The organism is Halopseudomonas salina (genome assembly GCF_008641105.1).
In genome coordinates, this window is the sequence record NZ_VTTI01000004.1 from 184352 (window position 1) to 206789 (window position 22438).

The following is a 22438-nucleotide window of genomic DNA, read 5'->3' on the forward strand; positions in this document are numbered from 1 at the left end:
TCATACATTCCGGTCAATGGAGAATATTCATGCGTTGGTTAACCCTGTCCACTACCCTGCTCGTTGCAACCCTAATCGCCCTTCCCTCTCAGGCGCAATCGCTCAGGGAAATGCGCTTGCAGGAAACCCTTGAGGACATTGCCGAGCAAAGTAGCATCGGCACTCCTCGGCCACTCAATGATGACATTGTCGATGAAGGCTTCAGTGCGCGAGATGGTCACCTGATCAATTACCTTTCGGTCAATGAAGCTTATGCGGCCCAATTGCAGTCCGAGCCCCTGGTTGTACGCAGCCAGTTGCAGGCCAGCGTGTGCTCCAACCAGCAGTTTCGCCGCCTGATGGACATGGGCGCGACCCTGACCTACCACTTTGTGCTGACTGATACCACTCAGCCCGTCCTGACACACAGCTTTGTATCTGAACACTGTCAGTCCTTCTAGACTGTCCCAGATCAACGAACCAGCCATCAACGCCCGGCACAATGGAATTTTCAGGCGGAGAATATAAACATGGCTCTACTCACCTTCAAAGGCGCGATACGCCAGGTTACCGGCTCCTGTTATCTGCTGGAAGCCAATGGATCCCGGGTTCTGCTGGAGTGCGGCATGACCCAGGGGTACCGTCGGGAAGAGGCGCAGAATCGAAATCGCTTCGACTTCATGCCCGAGAGCCTCGACGCAGTCATTATCTCCCACGCGCACCTGGATCATTCAGGTCTTCTGCCCAAACTGGTGGCTGAAGGCTATAAAGGCCCTATTTATATGACCCAGGGCTGCGCCGAACTCCTGAAACTCATGCTCGGCGACGCCGCCGCCCTGCAGCAAAGGGACACTGACTGGGAAAACAAGTGGCGCAAACGTGCAGGCAAGCCCCTTCTCGAACCTCTTTATACCCAGGAAGATACCGACGCCGCTCTGCGACTGTGCAAGCACCATGAGTATGGTCAGGAAGCGACAGCGGCTAATGGTATCAATGTTACCTTCCATGAGGCTGGCCATATTCTGGGGTCGGCCGTCGTGGAAATAACCATTCATGAAGCGCACAACCTCACCCGCAAACTGGTGTTTTCAGGAGACCTGGGCAATGACCAGTCGCCCCTGTTGAAGCTGCCTGAAACCCTTAAGGAGGCAGACCTGCTGTTGATGGAGTCTACCTATGGCGATCGGGACCACCGCAACCTGGACGAGACCCTGGAGGAGTTCCAGCAAATACTCGATGCCGCCTGGGCCAGCGGCGGTAATGTCCTGATCCCGTCGTTTGCCGTAGGTCGAACCCAGGACATCCTCTACTATCTGGGCAAGTTTTATCAGGCCGGCACGCTCAAGCAACAGGCTGTATTTCTGGATAGCCCCATGGCGATCGCTGCCACGGAGATTTACGATCGTTTTCGCAAGGACTTCAAACCTGCTGAAAAAGCACTGATCGAAAGCCAGAAAAAAGGGGATCTCAAGCATTGGCTGCCGATCCTCAAATGCACGCCAAGCACCGAGGAATCCATGGCAATCAACCGCGTCTACGGCGGCGCGATTATTATTGCCGGCGCAGGCATGTGCAACGGCGGCCGTATAGTCCATCACTTCAAACACAATCTCTGGCGTGATGATTGCCATATCATCATGCCCGGCTTCCAGGCCAAGGGTACCCTGGGCCGTCGACTGGTCGACGGTGAGAAAAACGTACGCATTATTCATCAGAGCCTCGCCGTGAAGGCGCATCTGCATACACTCGGTGGATTTTCCGCACATGCCGGCCAGTCACAACTCATTGAATGGCTTGGGCACTTCAAACGCAGTCCTGAAATCTATCTGGTGCATGGTGAGCTGGAAAAGAGCGAAGCGCTTGCAGCGGCGATAAAAGCCCGCCTTGGCTGGCTGGCAACTATCCCGGAGCTGGATGAGCAAATAGCGTTTTGACGAGCATGCAAACTGATACTGGAACTGTCGATGACCGATGACAAAGACCCGGCGGACTACCTGACACGGCATGTGCAGACCGGTGGAACGGGGTTACAGCAAAAAATCGATGCGCTGGTCGATGCCAGCGCTGGCAATAGCGCAAACGCTCCGCTCTACCGTGAGATGATTCTCAACATCGTACGCATGGCACAGGCTGACAGGGACCGTTGGGACGCCAAGATCATGCTGCAAACCATTGCCGAACTCGAGCAGGCCTTCGCCCGACTCGAGATGTTCAAGCGCCGCCGCAAGGTAACCGTATTCGGTTCGGCTCGAACCCACGTTGACCATCAGCTGTATGCCCTGGCACGCGATATGGGCAGAACCCTTGCCCAGAATGACTATATGACCATCACTGGAGCTGGCAATGGCATCATGGGTGCAGCTCATGAAGGGGCCGGTCTGGACAACAGTCTCGGCTTCAATATCACCTTGCCGTTCGAGCAGCGCTCCAACGACATCGTATACAACACAGATCATGACCTGCGTTTCAGATTTTTCTTTTTGCGCAAGCTGTTTTTCGTCAAGGAAGCTGACGCGCTGGTTCTATGCCCGGGAGGCTTTGGCACTCTGGATGAAACCCTGGAGGTGCTGACGCTGATCCAGACCGGCAAGAGTCCGGTAGTACCCATTATCCTGCTCGACGTTCCCGATGGTGGCTTCTGGGACGGTCTGCTGACTTTTTTCAAAAACCAGATGTGTGATCAGGGATACATACTTGAGGCCGACTTCAATCTGATCACACTGGCGCGCTCACCTGATCAGGCCATGCAGGAAATTCTGCACTTCTACAGCAATTACCATTCATCCAGATGGGTTGATAGGCGCTATCAGCTGCGGATGCACAAGCCACTGAGCGATCTCACACTGGACCAGATCAACGAACAATTCAATGATATTTGCGAAGGAGGGGATTTCGAGCAGGTAGGTACCGGATGCCCAGATCCGGATGAGCCAGAATTGGATGGAATGCATCGTCTGGTATTCAGCTTTAACGGCCGCCATCAGGGCCGGTTAAGAGCACTTATCAATTACGTCAATCGAGTCGAAAATCTGCGAAACCCCGGTAGCGCATGAAATTGAGCTGTTTCGCACGCTGCTTGAGATCTTCTGCAGGGCCTTCAGGAAAGCGTTTGGCGAATGCCACGCTGGCCCGTTTGGACCAATCCCAGTCCAGTCCCAGCACGTCGCTGACAAGATGCTCGGCCACGCCGCGCTCGCGTAACTCCTCTGCAAGTCGCTGCGGGCCGTAACCACGCTGAACCCGGGCATGCACGTAGGCCTCGCAGAATCGCTCGTCGCTTAGTAGGCCATCTTCCTGCAATTGATCGATCACTGCTTCACACTGGTCGGTAGAAGCGCCACGCAGCTTTAGCTTGCGTAGCATTTCGAGCCGGCTATGCTCACGTCGCGCCAGCAAGTCCAGCGCGCTGCGCCGGATTTCCTGGGGCGTTTCAAGCTGCTGCTGACGACCAAACATGATGTCGCGTCAGATTACAGATCAACGTCGGCGCTGGCCTCGACAGCCGCTGCCTTGGCGTTGCTGGGCTTGGGCAACAGCTGATCACGAATAGCCTTCTCGATCTCGTCGGCAATGGCCGGATTCTCGGCCATGTATTTGGCTGCATTGGCCTTGCCCTGGCCAATCTTGTTGCCCTTGTAGGCATACCAGGCGCCGGATTTCTCGACCAGGCCAATTTGCACGCCCAGATCGATGATCTCGGCATTGTGATAGATGCCGGAACCGTAGAGGATCTGAAATTCAGCCTGACGGAACGGAGGCGCCACCTTGTTTTTGACTACCTTGACGCGGGTCTCACTACCCACTACTTCGTCGCCTTCCTTCACCGCGCCGGTACGGCGGATATCCAGACGGACGGAGGAGTAGAACTTCAGCGCGTTACCACCTGTAGTGGTTTCCGGGTTGCCGAACATCACGCCGATCTTCATGCGGATCTGGTTGATGAAAATAACCAGGCAATTGGCGTTCTTGATGTTACCGGTAATCTTGCGCAGGGCCTGGGACATCAGGCGGGCCTGCACACCGACGTGGTGATCACCCATCTCGCCCTCGATTTCGGCCTTGGGTACCAGGGCTGCTACCGAGTCGATGACAATTACGTCGACCGCGTTGGAGCGTACCAGCATGTCGGTAATTTCCAGAGCCTGCTCACCGGTATCAGGCTGAGAAACCAGCAGATCATCCACGATCACACCAAGCTTGCCGGCATATTCGGGATCCAGTGCGTGCTCTGCGTCAACGAAAGCACAGGTAGCACCTTGCTTCTGCGCCTGGGCAATGACCGAGAGAGTCAGTGTGGTTTTACCTGAAGATTCCGGACCATAAATCTCGACGACCCGGCCCCTGGGCAAACCTCCCAGGCCCAGGGCAATATCCAACCCCAGGGAACCGGTTGAGATTGACGGGATGGCCATACGCTCTTGATCACCCATGCGCATCACCGCACCCTTGCCAAACTGACGTTCAATCTGACTCAAGGCAGCCGTAAGCGCCTTTTTCTTGTTGTCGTCCATTGTGCATCCTCTTGGAGTGGCGGGTACGCGAGTGCCCGGAAAACGAAAACTACTGTATATATGGTCAGTATTATTTCACAGAAGTCTGCCGCCGCCTACCCCTTGTTTAATCAGGTTGAGGACTGGCTCACAGCCAACTGCTCTGCGGCCTTGATCAGGCCCTCCAGAGAGTGCAAAACGGTCTGGGCGCGCACTTCCCGGCGATTGCCCTGCAAACGGCGGCAGCCGGAGCTGACTGTGCCGTCGCGCAGGGCCCAGGCAAACCATACCGTGCCCACCGGCTTCTCTGCGGTCCCACCATCCGGACCGGCGATGCCACTTACCGCGACCGCAATATCAGCTTCAGCGGCTGCCAGCGCACCACTGGCCATCGCGCGCACCACCGGCTCACTTACCGCACCATGAGCCTGCAGATCACCCTCATGCACGCCCAGCCAACGGCTTTTGCTCTGATTGGCATAGGTGACAAAGCCCGTCTGGAACCAGGCAGAGCTGCCACTGACGCGAGTGATGGCCTCACAGATGCCGCCTCCGGTGCAAGATTCTGCTGCACTCACATTCAAGCCGTGACGCTGCAATACATTGCCCAGCCGGGCGGCCGTAGCGTCAATCAAGTGATCATAGTTCGACATGCGCACTCCTCTCATAAAACTGAATAGACTATGCCAGTCTCCAACTACGGATTCATCCCCCGGGTTATCCGGTGGTGGCACTTGATGTTTTCAACTGTTTTTGACCTTGCCGGTTTGCTACTCTGGCGCGCTACCCCAGTCGCTCCCTCCAGATCCATGTGCTGAAACCCCTGCGCGACTCTGTGCGATGCGATGAAATAACCTGATTTTCAATGGATTAAGATGAAAAAAGAAGCTCGAAACCAGCCATCCGGATCTAGCCACACACCGATGATGCAGCAGTACTTCGGGATCAAGCAGCACCATCCGCACGAGCTGCTGTTTTATCGCATGGGGGATTTCTACGAGCTGTTTTTTGATGATGCGAAAAAAGCTGCGCGCCTACTCGACATTACCCTGACTGCCCGCGGACAGTCCGGCGGCCAACCCATTCCGATGGCCGGCATTCCCTATCACGCCGCAGAAGGTTATCTGGCCCGACTGGTGAAGCTTGGCGAGTCTGTGGTGATCTGCGAACAGATCGGCGATCCGGCTACCAGCAAGGGGCCGGTAGAAAGGCAGGTGGTTCGCATCCTCACACCCGGCACGGTCAGTGACGAGGCTTTGCTGGACGAGCGGCGCGACAACCTGTTGGCCGCACTGGTCGGTAGCGAGCGAGGTTTTGGCCTGGCCACGCTGGATATCAATAGCGGGCGTTTCTGTGTGATGGAATTACAGGGCTGGGAAACACTACTGGGTGAGCTAGAGAGACTGGCACCTGCAGAATTGCTGATACCCGATGACTGGGAGACGAACACGCCAATCGAGCGACGTCGTGCGGTGCGCCGACGAGCACCCTGGGAGTTTGATCGCGATAGCGCATTCAAATCTCTGACCCAACAATTCGGCACCAAGGACCTGGTCGGCTTCGGCTGCAACGACCTGACGCTGGGGCTGGGTGCGGCCGGTGCGCTGATGTGTTACGCCAAGGAAACCCAACGTATCGCGTTGCCGCACATCCGTAGCCTCATTCTGGAGCGTTTCGAGGACAGCGTGATCATTGACAGTGCCAGCCGGCGCAACCTGGAAATCGACAGCAATCTGTCCGGCGGGCGCGACAACACTTTGCTGGACGTGCTCGATCATACCGCCACCGCCATGGGCAGCCGTCTGCTGGCCCGCTGGCTGAATCGCCCGTTGCGTGATGCAAAGGTACTGCAAGCACGACAGGACAGCATCACTACGCTTTTACAGCAGCATTACCACGAGGAATTACAACCCGCACTCAAGGGTATTGGCGATATTGAGCGCATTCTTGCTCGCATCGCGCTGCGCTCGGCGCGCCCGCGGGACCTGGCGCGTCTACGTGACTCCCTCGCCGCCCTGCCCGCCTTGCAACAGGCCCTGGAACCTCTGGAAACAGCGCATCTGCAACATCTGGCTGGGGAAGTCGGCGTGTATCCGGAACTGGCCGAACTGCTCCAAAGGGCCGTGATTGAAAATCCCCCGGCGGTCCTGCGCGACGGCGGGGTAATCAAGCCAGGCTACGACGCGGACCTTGACGAACTGCAGAATATCAGCGAAAACGCCGGGCAATACCTGATCGACCTGGAAACCCGTGAGCGCGAACGCACCGGTCTCTCCACCCTGAAGGTCGGCTACAATCGGGTACACGGGTATTTCATCGAACTGTCTCGGGGCCAGTCAGCTCAGGCGCCAGCCGACTATGTAAGACGCCAGACGCTCAAGGGCGCTGAGCGCTTTATTACCCCTGAGCTGAAAACCTTTGAGGACAAAGCCCTGTCTGCACGCAGCCGCGCTCTTGCCCGTGAAAAACAACTGTACGAAGATTTGCTCGACCGTCTCAATGAAGACCTGGCACGTCTACAGGACACCGCTGCGGGCCTGGCTGAACTCGATGTGCTCGCCACGCTGAGCGAGCGTGCAAGCACGCTGGATTACCAGCGGCCAACCTTTATCCAGGGCAGCCAGTTGTGCATAGAACAAGGCCGGCACCCGGTCGTGGAGCATGTTCTGGACGGTCCATTTGTCGCCAATGATCTGCACCTGGATCCCGACACCCGCATGCTGATCATTACCGGCCCGAACATGGGTGGTAAATCGACCTACATGCGTCAGACCGCGCTGATCGTGCTGCTCGCGCATATCGGCAGCTTTGTGCCGGCACGCACCGTGGAAATGTCCATGGTGGACCGCATCTTCACCCGTATCGGTTCCAGTGATGACCTGGCCGGTGGTCGCTCAACCTTCATGGTCGAGATGAGTGAGACGGCCAACATCCTGCATAACGCCACCGACGCTAGCCTTGTACTCATGGATGAAGTGGGCCGCGGCACCAGCACCTTCGATGGCCTGTCGCTGGCCTGGTCAGCGGCCGAGTATCTGGCCCGGGTGCGCGCATTCACCCTCTTTGCCACCCACTACTTCGAGCTCACCGGCCTGGTCGATACTGACCCGGGTGTGGCCAACGTGCACCTTAATGCCACCGAGCATAATGAGCGCATCGTCTTTCTGCATAGCGTACTCCCGGGCCCCGCGAGCCAGAGCTACGGCTTGCAGGTAGCCCAGTTGGCTGGCGTGCCACGTCAGGTAATAGATCGTGCGCGTGAGCATCTGGCGGCGCTGGAGCAACAGAGTCTCAGCCAACAGGGCAAGCCCGAAACGCCGACACAAAAAAAACCTCTGCAGAACGACCTGTTTGCAATGGCGCCGCATCCATTGGTCGAGCAATTACACCAACTCAAGCCCGACGAGCTGACCCCCAAACAGGCACTCGAGCTGCTTTATGAGTGGAAGGCGGAGCACAAATAATGCCTGTAAATGAGAGATATTTGCATTAAGACGCGGCGATCATGTTGCGAACTTCGGCAAATATCATCGTCGCTCTGTACCAGAATGCAAAAACTGCTAGACTACGCGCCATTAATCAAGACCGACTTATTCCGGAGACCCCGCCATGACTTTTGTTGTTGTAGACAACTGCATCAAGTGCAAATACACCGATTGCGTTGAGGTCTGCCCCGTCGATTGCTTCTACGAGGGTCCAAACTTCCTCGTTATTCACCCCGACGAATGTATTGACTGCGCCCTCTGCGAGCCAGAATGCCCGGCCAATGCCATTTTTTCCGAGGACGAAGTGCCGGAAGACATGCAGGAGTTCACTGAGCTCAATGCCGAGCTGGCAGAGATCTGGCCGAACATTACCGAGAAGAAAGAGTCCCTGCCCGACGCTGAAGAGTGGGATGGCGTGCCTGACAAGCTGCAATACCTGGAGCGCTGAGGCGTCTCGCAGTCGAAGAATTGAAAGCCGGCCAATGCGCCGGCTTTTTCATGTCTGCCTCTTGAAAACTCAAATCGCAGACAAAAAAAGGGGCGGGATAAACCCGCCCACTCTTTCATTCCCTATGTGAAATCCTTATCCAGTCGTCCTGACTCCATCACCCTGATGATCCCTGTCTGGCATCCTGCCTGACTGCGTGATCCGTCACACATGGGTACATAATACTGCTCAACCCAATGTAAGCAAGTGTGAAATTTAGCGCTAAAACACCATTCTCATATTTTAATAACTTTATTTTTCAAGCACTTACTATTTTTCTGAGAGAAAATCTACCAAGTGCTGACAGCCGCTGGCAGATTTTGCTTACAAAGCTTGTAGGCAAACACTTACAAAAAAGACACTGCACAACAGGAACATTTATCTCAGGCACCAGTCTCAGGCTACCGAATTCACATCTTCCCTGAATCTGCAGATAAAAAAACCCGGCACCTTGCGGTGCCGGGTTTCGGGTCTTGCCTGGAGGCAGTCGGCTTACATCATGCCGCCCATGCCACCCATTCCACCCATGCCGCCCATGTCAGGCATTGCGGGCTTGTCGTCTTCCGGCAGCTCGGCAATCATGGCTTCGGTGGTAATCATCAGACTGGCTACGGAGGCAGCAGCCTGCAGCGCGCTGCGGGTTACCTTGGCCGGGTCCAGAATACCCATCTCGATCATGTCACCGTACTCGCCGGTGGAAGCGTTGTAACCGTAGTTGCCTTCGCCCGCTTTGACCTTGTTCAGGACAACGGAGGCTTCTTCGCCGGCGTTCATAACGATCTGGCGGAAAGGCGCCTCGACTGCACGACGCAGCAAATTGATACCGACGGTCTGATCCTCATTGTCACCGGTCATCCCTTCGATCGCCTGCAGAGCGCGAACCAGAGCAACACCGCCACCAGGTACCACGCCTTCTTCGACGGCTGCGCGAGTGGCGTGCAGGGCATCTTCAACCCGGTGCTTCTTCTCTTTCATCTCGACTTCGGTAGCAGCACCGACCTTGATTACTGCAACACCCCCAGCCAGCTTGGCCAGACGCTCCTGCAGCTTCTCTTTGTCGTAGTCGGAAGTGGTGTCTTCGACCTGCTTGCGAATCTGGCCAACACGGGCTTCGATGTCCTGCTTGGCGCCGGCGCCATCGATAACGGTAGTGTTGTCCTTGTTGATCTGCACACTCTTGGCCTGACCAAGGTGCTCAAGACCAGTGTTTTCCAGGCTCAGGCCGACCTCTTCGCTGATCACGGTACCGCCAGTGAGGATGGCGATGTCCTGCAGCATGGCCTTGCGGCGATCACCAAAACCGGGCGCCTTGACGGCAGCCACCTTGACGATGCCGCGCATATTGTTGACTACCAGGGTAGCCAACGCTTCGCCTTCAACATCTTCGGCAATGATCATCAGCGGACGGCCGGATTTGGCCACAGCTTCCAGGGTCGGCAGCATTTCACGGATGTTGGAGATCTTCTTGTCGACCAGCAGGATGTACGGATTATCCAGCTCGGCAGACATGGTCTCGGGCTTGTTGACGAAGTAGGGAGACAGGTAACCGCGGTCGAACTGCATACCTTCTACGACGGAGAGCTCGTTATCCAGGCCGGAACCTTCCTCAACCGTGATAACGCCTTCCTTGCCTACGCGATCCATCGCTTCGGCAATGATCTTGCCGATGGACTCGTCGGAGTTGGCGGAGATGGTGCCTACCTGGGCAATGGCCTTGGAATCAGCGCAGGGCTTGGCCAGATTCTTCAGCTCAGCCACGATACCGATGGTCGCCTTGTCGATGCCCCGCTTGAGATCCATCGGATTCATGCCGGCAACAACAGACTTCAGACCTTCGGTCACAATTGCCTGGGCCAGCACGGTAGCGGTAGTGGTACCGTCACCAGCGTCATCGTTGGCGCGGGATGCGACGTCCTTGACCAACTGGGCGCCCATGTTCTCGAACTTGTCTTTCAGTTCGATTTCCTTGGCAACAGTAACGCCATCCTTGGTAATGATCGGCGCGCCGTAGCTGCGCTCGATCAGGACGTTGCGGCCTTTTGGCCCCAGAGTTGCCTTGACCGCGTCGGCCAGGATGTTCACGCCAGCCAGCATCTTGTTGCGGCCAGAGATACCGAATTTAACTTCTTTAGCAGCCATTTTTACTTTCCTTCCATAATGTCGTTCAGAGAATGTCAGAAGCGCTTAACTCAGCTTTCCAACACGCCATAGATTTCGGATTCGCTCATGATCAACAGGTCTTCGCCGTCGATCTTGATAGTGTTGCTGCCTGAATAAGGGCCGAAGACAACCTTGTCGCCTTCTTTGAGAGCTGGAGCACGGACATCGCCATTATCCAGGATGCGACCGGTGCCCACAGCCAGCACCACGCCGGTGTTCGGCTTTTCTGCTGCGGAACCGGGCAGAACGATACCGCCAGCGGTCTTGGTCTCTTCTTCACTGCGACGAACCACTACGCGGTCGTGTAACGGACGGATTTTCATCGTTAGATCTCTCCCAATATTGATGTCGATTGCCGGCGAGCCGGCCTCTCAAGTTAACCGGGCCTTTCGACCCGAGGGACGCGCCAACGGCGACGTCACTGTTTTGTTGAGCCCCCACTGGGAGCCTGTAAAACTGGTGAAGCGTTAATGGGGCCCGCGAAAACGATTTCAAGGGCTCCATGGAAATTTTTTCACTCTCGATCCGCAGGCTTGTCGCGATCGATCTGCTCTTCTTTGCCCTGTTTCCACTCACCCTCAATGACGTCATGGTCCCCCTGGCGCCAGACGCCGGGACCGCCCGGGTCACCGGGTTGGAGCTGACCGCGATAGCGCCAGGCCAATAAAAGACATACCAGGGCTGCAGCGTCGGTCAGCACACCGGGGAAAACCAGCAAGATGCCGGCAAGCACACCCCACATGCCTGACTTGAGAACACCAAAGGGTGAGCTGTCCTGGGCCATGCGGGCCTGCAGCCGTTGCAGCATTGTCCAGCCCTGACTCTGGATAACGGCCACGCCGAGAATGCCGCTGGCCAGAACCCACAACAGGGTCATACCGACACCTATCCTCTGGCCGAGCAATATCAGACCCGCCAATTCAATCAGCGGTATGGCCAGCAATGTAAAACGCACTAATGGCATGCGAACCTCGAAAATTATTCAGTCAAGTATGTATATGGGTACGCCACAACCGGCTTTCAACCGCCAGCCAACGCTGTCTTTTGTCCTTTCCCAGGTCAAACGATGACCGAAACGCACCCGCGGGTATTCAAAAATCGGCAGGAGTCGGGCATGCTTGCCCCCGATAAGATCCCCTTGGCTATGAGAGGTGCCAATTATGCAACTGAAAGACAGTGTGATCATCGTGACCGGCGGCGGTCAGGGCCTGGGTCGTTCCATGGCCGAGTATCTTGCGGGCCGCGGGGCCCGGCTGGCGTTGATTGACCTCAATCAGGATCGCCTGGACGAAGCAGTCGATGCCTGCAAGAAAGCTGGCGGCGATGCTCGCTCCTACATCTGCAACGTCGCCGACGAAGCGCAGGTAATCGATATGGTCAGCCAGGTAGCAACCGACTTTGGCGCCATCAACGGGTTGATCAACAACGCCGGTATCCTGCGTGACGGGCTGCTGATCAAGTCACGCGACGGCGAGATCCAGAAGATGAGCCTGGCGCAGTGGCAGTCAGTCATCGACGTAAACCTGACCGGCGTCTTTCTCGGCACCCGGGAAGTGGCCGCCAAGATGGTCGAGCTGGGTAGCCAGGGCCTGATCATCAACATCTCGTCCATCTCCCGCGCGGGCAACATGGGTCAGTCGAACTATTCGGCGGCGAAGGCCGGCGTCGCAGCACTGACCGTCACCTGGGCCAAGGAACTCGCACGCTACGGCATCCGGGTCGCGGGCATCGCACCCGGCTTTATCGAGACCGACATGACCGCGGGCATGAAGCCCGAGGCGCTGGAAAAGATGACCTCCGGCATTCCCCTCAAGCGCATGGGCAAGCCAGAGGAAATCGCCCATTCGGCGGCCTATCTGTTCGAGAACGATTACTACACCGGCCGCATACTGGAGCTGGACGGCGGTATTCGCCTGTAATAAGGAATATTGGCGGGGCTGGCTTCGACCAACCCGCCACTACTCTTCCTGCCCTTTTAACCCAGGCCGCTACCAACCTATCCCAAAACCCAGCCGGTAGCGGGTGTGGTTGATACTGTTTTGCGAATTACCATTCACATAATCCCATTCGGTAAGCAGACTCAGTGAAGCCCAGCTGTTGACCAGATAGCGAATGCCCAATTCCGCGTCCAGACCGAAATTGATCGCCGGATCGTCTGGAATCAATGCTTCAGCGTTGTGAATCGCTTCAAAGCGTTTACTGAACAGATACCGGCGCAACTCCCACTGCAATCCCAGCGCGTTAAAGGTATCGGTGCTGCCATCACGGCTTTCAAGCTCCACACGGTCGAGGCGTGCCGATGTCTCGAAGCGCCCCAGGGCGTCATTCCACCACTCGTAACCCGGCCCCATACCGAACTGCTTGCGGCGGGCGATTTCCTCGATATGGTCGCGTTCATATCCTGCGGCAGTCTGCCAGAACCATTTTTCGTCGAAGAACCAGCTCACGTCATAGTCGGCCTGCCATACGTGGCGGCTTTTCACATCGTCACGGTAGTCGCGCTCGAACTCCCCGCCCACCACATGCCGCCAATCCCCATGACGCGCACGGGTGTCAAAGGCCAGGTCCAGATCGCGCTGGTCCGTGGTCGTATTCTTGATGTCCAGCGCCGCAGTTGCATCCCCTGACCAGACCCAGTCTTCGATGATGGGGTTGGGCTCTAGCATTTGCTGGATTGTACTAATCTCCAGCAGCACAGGCTGCGTACCACCATTGAGAACATTCACCGTGCCAGAGGTGTCTGACGCAGATACCGCCAGAGAACTTTCTGCCTGCCCCGGCGTCTTGATCAGCAGCGCATGCTCTGCCTCGAATGTACTGATATTCTCGACTTTGACCCGAAGACGGCCAGCAAGCTCGGTATTCATGACCAGTTCACCATCTTGAAGTAGTTCGATAGTGCCGCTGATCCGATCACCATTGGTCAACCAGAGCGTGTCAGCAATAGCGGCGGTAGATGTAACTAGGAGCGGAACAAGTGCCAACAGGGGGCGACAACGGAGCATGTGAAACCTATATGATGAGGGCAACAGCGAGGCGCCATTATCCATGACTGAAAACCGAAAGCCAGCTATGCCGCCTTCAGACTTGCAAACGGGTTCAGCCACCGTCCGTGAGACTTTCTTGCTAGTGCTGGCGAGTATTCCGGAAGGCCGTGTCACAAGTTACGGCAGACTGGCGCAACTGGCCGGAATGGGGCGCGGAGCACGCCTGGCAGGGCGCTGGCTGGGGCAATTGCCGGAGGGCACCACGCTTCCCTGGCACAGGGTTCTCAACAGCCAGGGCCAGCTTTCATTACCTCCTGACCATCCAGCGGGTCAGGAGCAATATCAACGGCTCCTCGCCGAAGGTATCATCATCACCCATCGCCGGGTCGACATGAAACGGTACGGCTGGCCGGATTGAACCAGAAGAACAGGAGCAGCATGATCGACCCCGAAACCAATGGCGTAGCCACCACCTCCATCGGCGAACGTGAAGGGCTACGCGTCTACCTTAAACCACGTGTTATCGGCATGCTCTTCCTGGGGTTTTCCGCGGGCTTGCCATTACTGTTGGTCGGCGGCACCTTCAGCGCCTGGCTCCGTGACCTGGGTGTCGAGCTTACCGCCATTGGTTTTCTCAGCTGGGTCGGCATGGCGCATTCAATCAAGGTTCTCTGGGCGCCGCTGATTGATCGCGCTCCCCTGCCCCTTCTGAGTCGCTGGTTGGGACGTCGCCGGGCCTGGATGTTGCTGGCTCAGTTGGTCATTGCCGTTGCCTTGCTGGGCATGGCGTTCACTGACCCGAGGGAAAACCTTACCCTTGTTGCGCTCTGGGCAGTTCTCGCGGCGTTCGGCTCTGCAACCCAGGACGTTGCGATCGATGCCTACCGCGTGGAGGCCGAGGCCAAGCATCGCCAGGGCGCTATGGCAGCGACCTATGTAACTGGCTACCGAGTAGCCATTCTCGCCGCAGGCGCTGGCGCACTGCATCTAGCGTCGCTGGATAGCTGGACTATTGCCTATGCAGCCATGGCCGGGTTGATGGGGGTTGGCATTCTTACCACGCTGATCATCGCCGAGCCTGCGGTGCACGTGACGCATTCAACGATGGAACTGGAGCACCGGGTGAGTGACTATCTGGCCCGAACCAGTCATGCGGGATGGCGCCGGGATCTGACCGCCTGGTTCATTGGCGCCATGGTGTGTCCCTTCGCCGAGTTTTTTCAGCGCTACGGCAAGGCTGCCCTAGTCATCCTGGCTTTTATCGCGACCTTTCGCATAAGCGATATTTTCATGGGAGTTATGGCCAACCCATTCTACCTGGACCTGGGCTTCAGCAAGGCGGAGATCGCCAATATTGCGGCTGCCTTTGGCCTGGGCATGACACTGCTGGGAGCCGCTCTTGGGGGGCTACTGGTAGCTCGTTTCGGCATTGCGCCTATCCTGCTGCTTACGGCCTTCATGGCACCGGCAACCAACCTGACTTTCGCCTGGCTCGCGCATATCGGACCCGAACAGTATGGCCTGATAATGGCCATCATTGCCGACAATATCACCGGGGGGCTGGCCATTTCGGTATTCATTGCCTACCTGTCCAGTCTGACCAATACAGCCTACACCGCGACTCAATATGCCCTTTTCAGCTCGATCATGACCCTCCCCGGTCAATTCGCAGCGGGTTTTACCGGGATGCTGGCGGCAAACACCGGATGGGTAACCTTTTTCATGCTCACTGCGCTGACAGGCCTACCGGCTATCATTCTGGCGTTCATGCTGCTGAGGGTGGCCCATCCTGACAGACTGAAGCGCCCGGGGATGGATTGATCAATGCGAGGAGCCTGTCGGAAGTAGATAAAAAAACGGCGCCGCTAAGACGCGGCGCCGCAAAAAAACCAAATAAAATTGACTGTCAGAAGTTGTAACCGACACCTACGCTGTAGAAAATCGCTCCGTCGTCGTAGCGATCATCAGCATCGCTGGCACTCTTGAACAGGAACTGATATTCCATCATGCCGGTGATGAACACGTCTTCCTTGACCCAATGCTTGACGCCGATCTCGGGGCCGGCAATGAAGCTCTCATCAACTTGCTCGCCATAGATGCCACCGATGCTCGCACCAATGAACGGACGAGTATCGCCAGTACCGAAATGATAATCATAGAAAACGCGTGTGGAGCCATCAAAGTTGGTCTCCTCACCTTCAGAGTCACTTATGCCGATGCTCTGGCGCACGCCCCACAGCGAAGATGGGCTCAAGTATTCGCCCCAGCTACCCTGCATTGATATTCCATTCTGATCGAAATCCTTGTCGCTGGCGCCAGCCCCGCTCAGGGTGATTTCCCTGTCGCCGGCGGACGGCACTGCCATGGCCATGGCAGGAATCATCGCGGCCATGATCAGTGATGTTTTTAAAAGTCGCTTCATGGAAATATACCTTATGGTCTGGTGAACTGGGCGAGCTATATGCACGCCTCTACCCCCTCTGGACAGGGAACGGTCGTGAGGGTTCAGACTATTGGTAAGAAAAAAGTCATAAAAAAACCCGGCATCGGCCGGGCTTCTGACAGCACATTCGAATTTACTCTGCAGCAGAGTCGGTCATCATGTGAACTGTGCGCTGGGGGAACGGAATAGTGATTCCCTCGCGATCGAAATGCTCCTTGGCCAACTCCTGAAGCTCCCAGTAAACGCCCCAGTAATCATCTGTCTTGGCCCACATGCGTAGCGACAGATTGACTGAGCTATCACCTAGTGACACCAACCAGACCACTGGCTCGGGATCCTTGAAGACGCGCTCGTCAGCTGTTGCCAACCCCAACAGTATCTCGCGGGCCTTTTTGACATCATCGCCATAATCAATCCCGATATTCAGATCCACACGCCGGGTGGGTTGGCGGGAATAATTGATGATGTTGCCGTTGGACAAGGCCCCATTGGGAATGATGATCGTCTTGTTATCGGGTGTTTTCAAAATGGTATTGAAAATCTGAATACTGTCGACGGTGCCACCCACGCCCTGAGCCTCGATATACTCACCGGCGCGAATCGGACGGACGATGAGAATCAGCATGCCGCCTGCAAAATTGGCCAGGCTACCCTGTAATGCCAGACCCACCGCAAGACCGGCAGCACCAATCAACGCAATAAAGGAGGTAGTTTCGACGCCAATCATGCCCGCAACACTGACCAGCAGGATCACCTTCAGGCCTATGCCGACCAGTGCGCCAATAAACCCGTGCAAAGTCCGGTCGATATTGCGTTTCTCCATAAGCACATGGATACCGCCAGTCAGCCGGCCGATCAGCCACCAGCCGATCAGCAATGTCACAATGGCCAACAAGACCTGACTTCCGTATTCCACCACCATTGGCAGCCAGGCTTCCTGAAGCTCTTCGAGCTGCGTCATCACCTCATCCATCCGTCCTACCTCTCTGTCATTCGCTCTAGTCGCGGAAATTGTTGAACTGCAAGGGCATCTCCATATCGGCCCCGCGTAACAACACCATCACTTCCTGAAGATCGTCACGCTTCTTGCCTGTCACGCGAACCTGCTCGCCCTGAATAGCCGCCTGCACCTTGGCTTTGGATTCCTTGATCCTGCCGACGATTTTCTTTGCCAGCTCCTTGTCTATGCCTTCCCTGAGTTGCACATCCTGCTTTACCTGCTTGCCTGATGCAAAGGCTGGCTTGACCTCCAGGCACTGAATATCGATCTTGCGCTTGACCAGATTGATCCTGAGAATCTCGAGCATCTGCTCCAGCTGAAACTCGGCATCTCCGGTCATATGTACCAGCAATTCCTTGTCCTTGAACTCGAAGCTGCCCTTACCCCGCAGGTCATATCGGCGCTCAAGGTCCTTCATGGAGTTTTCCACGGCATTGGTGACTTCGTGCTTGTCCAGTTCTGAGACAACATCAAAAGAAGGCATGCATTTACCTCAACTAAACAAAAAATTTATGACATATATTGCAAAACAACTGCATAGGTTCGTGGCATTATAACCCGAACAGAACAACAGACCGGGAGTCCCGCAATGCCCAACCCGCAGCTCAGCATCATGGTGGTGGACGACACCAAGTTCAGCAGTGCGGTTATTGGCCATAATCTGACGCGCGCAGGGTATGCCGATATCCGATTTGCCAGCTCCGCTATGGATGCGCTGACAATGCACGAGGAGCGCCCAGCCAGCGTTATGGTCGCTGACTGGTTGATGCCCGAAATGGATGGCCTGGAGCTGACAACGCGTATTCGTCAGACCGACGAGCAAACCGACCACTACACCTATGTGGTGCTATTGACTGCAAGGGAGGGCGACAACGTTCTGAGCGAAGCCTTCGATCGTGGTGTAGACGACTTCATCAGCAAATCGTCAATGAACGAGCAGTTGCTTCCGCGCATTTATGCAGCCGACCGCACAACACAACTAATCAACCGGCTGCTTGATGAAAACCGCCTCCTTGCCTCCAATAACAGCCAACTTGAAGAACACAACCTAGTCGATAATGTCACTGCTCTGGGTAACCGGCGTTATGCCCTGCAACGACTCGGCGATATTCTACGCAACGTCGAATCGCGCGGCGGCATCTGCTGCACACTGGTATTGGGCGTGCAGAATCTCGAGGAACTGACCACTCGCCTGGGTGAAGGTGTTCAACAGGAGTTGCTGAGAGGCATTGCGCGGCGACTTCAGCAGCTGGTCCGGCCCACCGATGTGATCGCACGGGCGGGGTCCAATACATTCGCTATTGTCACGCTGGCTGAAGATCCCGCTGACTGCAAACCGGCCAGTTTCAAACGACTCCATGATGGCTTGAACCTCAAGGCCTTCAAGACCAGCGAAGGCTATCTCACATTGCGTGCGGGCATGGCCCTATGTGCAGTGAACGACAGACAGACCTTGCCCGGCACAGAACAACTGCTGGAGCTTGTTGAACAACACCTCGAAGAAGCCTACGAAACCAGCCTGATCACCGAGGTTCGCTGGCCGCAACCGGACTGATCGCCATGCACTTCCATATCCTCGGTGCCGGCAGCCTCGGGCTTCTCTGGGCTGGCAGGCTGATACAGGCTGGTTACCCGGTCAGCCTGATCATGCGCACACACGAGGCGGTTGAGCAATGGCAGGCCGCTGGCAGCATGCTCACATTCGAGCACCAGGGTACCCGACAAAAATACCTGATGGAGGCGACGCTGGGCTCGCACACCGAAGCGCTGGACTACCTTGTCGTCGCCACCAAGGCCCACGCCGTTGCCTCTGCACTGGCGCCTCTGGTTTCTCGTCTGCGCTCTGACAGTGCTGTGATAATGCTGCAGAACGGTCTCGGCAGCCAGCAACAGGCCAGAGCGCTATGCCGTAGCAGCAGAGTGCTCTGCGCCAGCGTGACTGACGGTGCCTGGCTGCGTGAGCCTGGCCATGTGGTCTGGGCCGGCCAGGGAACAACCAGGATCGGTGACGAAGCCGGGGGCCTCTGTCCTCCCTGGCTGGAGTCGCTCAAGCAGACCACGCTCGACTGGGTTTGGGAGCAAGATATCGGTCGTGTGTTATGGCAAAAACTGGCCATCAACTGCGCGATCAATCCCTTTACCGCGCTGTACGACTGCCTCAACGGTGAGATTCCCGCCAGAGCAGGTGCAGAGCTCGACGCACTTACCCACGAACTGCAGTCACTGCTGCAAAGCCAGGGCTATGCAGAACAGGCCGCAGAGCTACCTGATGTGATCAGCACTGTCATTCTGAAAACCGCGCAAAACAGTTCCTCGATGCGTCAGGATGTGCATGCGGGCCGGCGTACCGAAATAGATTACATCCTCGGCCATGCGTGCCGCGCTGCGGAAAAGGCCCGCCTGGAGGTGCCAGCAATGAGGCATCTGCACGCGAGGCTGAAGACACATCTGGCAATGCTTGGGCTACCCGGTGATTGATAGCAGGCTTTGCGTGGGCGCTCAGAACGGCTAGGCTTTGCCGCTAATGACAGACTTCGGATTTTTGACTTTCCTAAAGGCATACGCACCATGGGCTTTCGCTTGAGTAAACTCTATACCCGTACCGGCGACACGGGGCAGACTGGCCTTGCCGACGGCAGGCGCATCGAAAAGGATCACCCTCGTATCGAGGCAATGGGCAGCGTCGATGAACTGAACAGCCTTTTGGGCGTGTTGATAGCTGATCTGCAGGCCCAGCACCTGACCGATTTTTGCTCGGTTTTGGCCCCGGTGCAGCATCGGCTGTTCGATCTGGGCGGTGAGTTGGCGGTACCCGGGCATGACATCATCGGCGAGTCAGACGTGACAGACCTGGAGGAATTGATCGATGGATACAACGCAGACCTTGAGCCATTGAAAAACTTCATTCTACCCGGGGGCTCGCGCTGCGTAGCCAGCGCTCATCTGGCTCGCAGTGTTTGCCGGCGGGCAGAGCGGCGCTATCTTTCGCTGGCCAATAAAGAAACAGTGAACGAGCAGGCGCGAATCTATCTCAACCGGCTGTCGGACCTGCTTTTTGTCATGGCCAGGGCTATCGCAAAGCGTGAGCAGACGCCCGAAGTGCTATGGCATTCCAAACCCAAGCCCGAAGCCTAAGGCCCGCAAGACGTTGAACCGCCTGCGCAACAGCACGGACTGTACTGGAGCGCAAGCACGCTACTCAGTCAGACGCGGAACGCGCTGATAATCTGCTGTAATTCCTGCACCAGCCGACTCATGCGGTTGCTGGACTCTTCAGTTTGCCGCGCACCCTCTGCAGTTCGATCACTGACCTGATTTATCTCGACAATATTCTGATCGATGTCGTGACTTACCGCGGTCTGCTCCTCTGCCGCGGCGGCAATCTGCTCACTCTGATCGACTATCTGATTGACCGCCTTGAGAATATTGGCCAGGGCGTCCTGCACCTTGAGCGAAGAGTCCACTGTGGCGCCAGTCATGCCATGACTCGCCCCCATGGCCTTGACTGCCCCATTCACACCGTTCTGCAGACGAGCAATCATCTGCTCGATTTCCTCGGTGGATTGCTGGGTTCTTCTCGCCAGCGTTCTGACTTCATCGGCTACCACTGCAAAGCCACGACCCTGTTCACCCGCCCGCGCAGCCTCAATGGCAGCGTTGAGAGCCAGCAGGTTAGTCTGCTCGGCGACACCTTTAATTACCTCAAGTACCCGACTGATAGAAGAGCTGTCATCGGCCAGTTGGTTAATCGCCTTGACCGAGTTCTCGATCTCGTTGGCCAGCTTCTCGATACCATCGACGGAGGACTCCACCAACTGCCGGCCGGCCATGGTTTCCTTGCTCACCAGTCCGGCACTGGTCACGGCACTGGCGGCGCTGCGCGCCACTTCCTGGGACGTGGCCGACATCTCGTTCATGGCGGTCGCTACCTGTTCGATCTGCGAGCGTTGCGAGGCGACTGCGCGACTGCTCTCCCCCGAAATTGTCTCTACCTGCTGCGACTGCTGATCCACTTGACCGGCCGTCTGGCTGACCTGCGTGATCAGATCCCGAATCCGTCGTACGGTATGGTTGAAATCCGTTGCCAGTGCGCCAAGCTCATCCCGACTGTCGACCTCGACATGTACCGTCATGTCGCCATCGGCCACCTGGCCCATCAATGCGGACAGCCGCTTCAGGGTTCGCCGCGTAGCCATGTAGAAACCGGCATAGAGATAGATAATCAGCAAACCGACAGCTGACAGGGAGATGATCAGCACAGTCATGGCCTGAATATTTTCGCCTAGCCGCTTGGCCAGAACCTCCCCCAGCGTCTCGAGTACCGCCCCATTGAAAGCGTAGGTTTTGTCAATTTCAGCGGTTAGCTGATTAAAATAATCCAGCCAGTTTCCGCTGAGCGTGCTGGCCAGGATGATATCGTCTTCGAAGATACGTGCGGCGGTGTCGAGACTTTCCAGACTGACCTGTCCTGAACCACGCAGCCCGCTGAGCTCATCTCCCGACAGCACCAGGTCCAGAGTCTGCGCGTAATCACCGCGAAGCGTCTGCATGCTTTCAAACAGATCGTCCATATCGCGACTGGCATCGGAATTCAGATAGCCCAGACCAATGGAATAAGAACCAACGGCACGCCCGGCGCCAAGTGTCTGGGTAATCACAGGCGTCACGTTGATCAGCAAATCGGAAAGCTGGCGGATATTGCGATCATAATCCTGGGGCAATCCAGCATAAGCAGCGCTAAAACCCAGTAGAGAGGACAGTTCGCCGAGCGCAAGACTGGTCAATGCCCCGCGATTGCGGACCGACTCCTGACCAGCCTGTTCGTAGGCCTGTATCAGTTCGTCACGCTTGGTCACCAGGTCGCCTGCCTGCGGGTCATCCGGATCAAGATCCAGACCTTGCAGCGCATCCACTACCTGCTTGCGCAAAACCGCTGTGCGCTGCTCCAGATCCGCTGCGAACTCGCCTTGCCCTAGCTGACCGAGCACAACGTCCAGATCACGCAGCATTTCTGCATCGCGCATGATTGACAGATTCTGCTCAACCAGTGTCATGCCATCGAGGGCGCGCTGGGTAATCTTGACCCGTTCATATGCCTGCTCCACCAGCATGCTGCTGACGATACCTAGAGGCACAAAAAACAGGACGCTGATCAGGCAGAACTTCATGCCATAACTCAAACGGTTCATCAACGCTATGGCGGGGGCCATCAGACTATTCACGCATCCATCTCCTCAAATACGTATCTTCTGCCGTACACACATCAAAACGCGTCGGCAAAAACCTGTGATCAGGCCTTGTGTTTATTATATCGGCGGGGCGAACACCACCTTTCGCATTCCACAACCCGCCGTGCAAGCAGTACAGGAGCTGTTCTGATTGTCTCATACTGAGCTATCGGCAATAC

At 56.4% G+C, this 22438-nt stretch carries 22 protein-coding genes; 11 read left to right on the plus strand and 11 right to left on the minus strand.

Annotated elements, in window-relative coordinates; translation table 11 throughout:
- Positions 1-29 precede the first annotated feature (29 nt).
- The 3 genes from FZF01_RS08270 to FZF01_RS08280 all read left to right on the plus strand — a co-directional run bounded on the left by FZF01_RS08270 (position 30) and on the right by FZF01_RS08280 (position 3032).
- The gene (locus tag FZF01_RS08270) at positions 30-440 is read left to right on the plus strand and encodes a PA3611 family quorum-sensing-regulated virulence factor (RefSeq protein ID WP_188434276.1); all 411 of its coding nucleotides are present in this window, start codon (positions 30-32) and stop codon (positions 438-440) included.
- A 69-nt stretch (positions 441-509) separates the two neighbouring features.
- Positions 510-1913: an MBL fold metallo-hydrolase RNA specificity domain-containing protein gene (locus FZF01_RS08275; protein WP_150277676.1), complete on the plus strand. Its 1404-nt coding sequence runs from the start codon at positions 510-512 to the stop codon at positions 1911-1913.
- A gap of 30 nt (positions 1914-1943) precedes the next feature.
- Entirely contained in the window at positions 1944-3032 is a 1089-nt protein-coding gene (locus FZF01_RS08280) for an LOG family protein (RefSeq protein ID WP_150277677.1), read from the plus strand.
- Here FZF01_RS08280 and FZF01_RS08285 read toward each other — a convergent pair.
- The 3 genes from FZF01_RS08285 to FZF01_RS08295 all read right to left on the minus strand — a co-directional run bounded on the left by FZF01_RS08285 (position 2992) and on the right by FZF01_RS08295 (position 5122).
- Positions 2992-3435 (minus strand): regulatory protein RecX, encoded by a 444-nt coding sequence (locus tag FZF01_RS08285; protein ID WP_150277678.1) that lies wholly within the window; start codon positions 3433-3435, stop codon positions 2992-2994. The two genes, FZF01_RS08280 and FZF01_RS08285, sit on opposite strands and share 41 nt — an antisense overlap.
- Before the next feature lie 14 nt (positions 3436-3449).
- On the minus strand, positions 3450-4490 hold the full coding sequence (gene recA / locus FZF01_RS08290; protein WP_150277679.1) for a recombinase RecA: 1041 nt from the start codon (positions 4488-4490) through the stop codon (positions 3450-3452).
- A 110-nt stretch (positions 4491-4600) separates the two neighbouring features.
- A complete protein-coding gene (locus tag FZF01_RS08295; RefSeq protein ID WP_150277680.1) occupies positions 4601-5122 on the minus strand; it encodes a CinA family protein in 522 nt (173 codons plus the stop codon).
- Between the two features lie 222 nt (positions 5123-5344).
- Here FZF01_RS08295 and mutS point away from each other — a divergent pair, with 222 nt between their 5' ends.
- Positions 5345-7933, plus strand: a complete 2589-nt coding sequence (mutS, locus tag FZF01_RS08300) for a DNA mismatch repair protein MutS (protein WP_223825443.1) — start codon at positions 5345-5347, stop codon at positions 7931-7933.
- Positions 7934-8078: 145 nt separating this feature from the next.
- Positions 8079-8402 (plus strand): ferredoxin FdxA, encoded by a 324-nt coding sequence (fdxA, locus tag FZF01_RS08305; RefSeq protein ID WP_150277681.1) that lies wholly within the window; start codon positions 8079-8081, stop codon positions 8400-8402.
- Between the two features lie 531 nt (positions 8403-8933).
- Here fdxA and groL read toward each other — a convergent pair.
- From groL to FZF01_RS08320, 3 genes are all read right to left on the minus strand, one after another.
- Positions 8934-10580, minus strand: a complete 1647-nt coding sequence (groL, locus tag FZF01_RS08310; protein ID WP_150277682.1) for a chaperonin GroEL — start codon at positions 10578-10580, stop codon at positions 8934-8936.
- Positions 10581-10630: 50 nt separating this feature from the next.
- Positions 10631-10924, minus strand: a complete 294-nt coding sequence (locus FZF01_RS08315; RefSeq protein ID WP_150277683.1) for a co-chaperone GroES — start codon at positions 10922-10924, stop codon at positions 10631-10633.
- Positions 10925-11115: 191 nt separating this feature from the next.
- On the minus strand, positions 11116-11565 hold the full coding sequence (locus FZF01_RS08320) for an FxsA family protein (RefSeq protein WP_150277684.1): 450 nt from the start codon (positions 11563-11565) through the stop codon (positions 11116-11118).
- Between the two features lie 196 nt (positions 11566-11761).
- Between FZF01_RS08320 and FZF01_RS08325 the strand changes: the two genes are divergently transcribed.
- Entirely contained in the window at positions 11762-12520 is a 759-nt protein-coding gene (locus tag FZF01_RS08325) for an SDR family oxidoreductase (protein ID WP_150277685.1), read from the plus strand.
- Between the two features lie 69 nt (positions 12521-12589).
- Here FZF01_RS08325 and FZF01_RS08330 read toward each other — a convergent pair whose 3' ends face one another.
- Entirely contained in the window at positions 12590-13606 is a 1017-nt protein-coding gene (locus tag FZF01_RS08330) for a DUF481 domain-containing protein (RefSeq protein ID WP_188434275.1), read from the minus strand.
- A 67-nt stretch (positions 13607-13673) separates the two neighbouring features.
- Here FZF01_RS08330 and FZF01_RS08335 point away from each other — a divergent pair, with 67 nt between their 5' ends.
- Together FZF01_RS08335 and FZF01_RS08340 are read left to right on the plus strand one after the other, a co-directional pair.
- The gene (locus FZF01_RS08335; RefSeq protein WP_223825461.1) at positions 13674-14006 is read left to right on the plus strand and encodes an MGMT family protein; all 333 of its coding nucleotides are present in this window, start codon (positions 13674-13676) and stop codon (positions 14004-14006) included.
- Positions 14007-14026: 20 nt separating this feature from the next.
- Positions 14027-15409, plus strand: coding sequence for an AmpG family muropeptide MFS transporter (locus FZF01_RS08340; RefSeq protein ID WP_150277688.1), 1383 nt, complete (start codon positions 14027-14029; stop codon positions 15407-15409).
- Positions 15410-15494: 85 nt separating this feature from the next.
- Here the strand turns inward: FZF01_RS08340 and FZF01_RS08345 are convergent, their stop codons facing one another.
- From FZF01_RS08345 to FZF01_RS08355, 3 genes are all read right to left on the minus strand, one after another.
- Complete coding sequence (locus FZF01_RS08345) at positions 15495-16010, minus strand: hypothetical protein (RefSeq protein WP_188434274.1); 516 nt, start codon at positions 16008-16010, stop codon at positions 15495-15497.
- Between the two features lie 154 nt (positions 16011-16164).
- Positions 16165-17004 carry a mechanosensitive ion channel family protein gene (locus FZF01_RS08350; RefSeq protein ID WP_150277689.1) on the minus strand — a complete coding sequence of 280 codons (840 nt, stop codon included), beginning with the start codon at positions 17002-17004 and terminating at the stop codon, positions 16165-16167.
- A 25-nt stretch (positions 17005-17029) separates the two neighbouring features.
- Positions 17030-17515 carry a YajQ family cyclic di-GMP-binding protein gene (locus tag FZF01_RS08355; RefSeq protein ID WP_150277690.1) on the minus strand — a complete coding sequence of 162 codons (486 nt, stop codon included), beginning with the start codon at positions 17513-17515 and terminating at the stop codon, positions 17030-17032.
- Between the two features lie 105 nt (positions 17516-17620).
- On the opposite strand from FZF01_RS08355, the gene FZF01_RS08360 reads away from it, so the two are divergent.
- The 3 genes from FZF01_RS08360 to FZF01_RS08370 all read left to right on the plus strand — a co-directional run bounded on the left by FZF01_RS08360 (position 17621) and on the right by FZF01_RS08370 (position 20166).
- Positions 17621-18586 (plus strand): response regulator, encoded by a 966-nt coding sequence (locus tag FZF01_RS08360; protein WP_150277691.1) that lies wholly within the window; start codon positions 17621-17623, stop codon positions 18584-18586.
- A gap of 5 nt (positions 18587-18591) precedes the next feature.
- Complete coding sequence (locus FZF01_RS08365) at positions 18592-19509, plus strand: 2-dehydropantoate 2-reductase (RefSeq protein ID WP_150277692.1); 918 nt, start codon at positions 18592-18594, stop codon at positions 19507-19509.
- A gap of 90 nt (positions 19510-19599) precedes the next feature.
- Positions 19600-20166, plus strand: coding sequence for a cob(I)yrinic acid a,c-diamide adenosyltransferase (locus FZF01_RS08370; protein WP_150277693.1), 567 nt, complete (start codon positions 19600-19602; stop codon positions 20164-20166).
- Positions 20167-20234: 68 nt separating this feature from the next.
- Here FZF01_RS08370 and FZF01_RS08375 read toward each other — a convergent pair whose 3' ends face one another.
- Complete coding sequence (locus FZF01_RS08375) at positions 20235-22253, minus strand: methyl-accepting chemotaxis protein (RefSeq protein ID WP_188434273.1); 2019 nt, start codon at positions 22251-22253, stop codon at positions 20235-20237.
- Positions 22254-22438 lie beyond the last annotated feature (185 nt).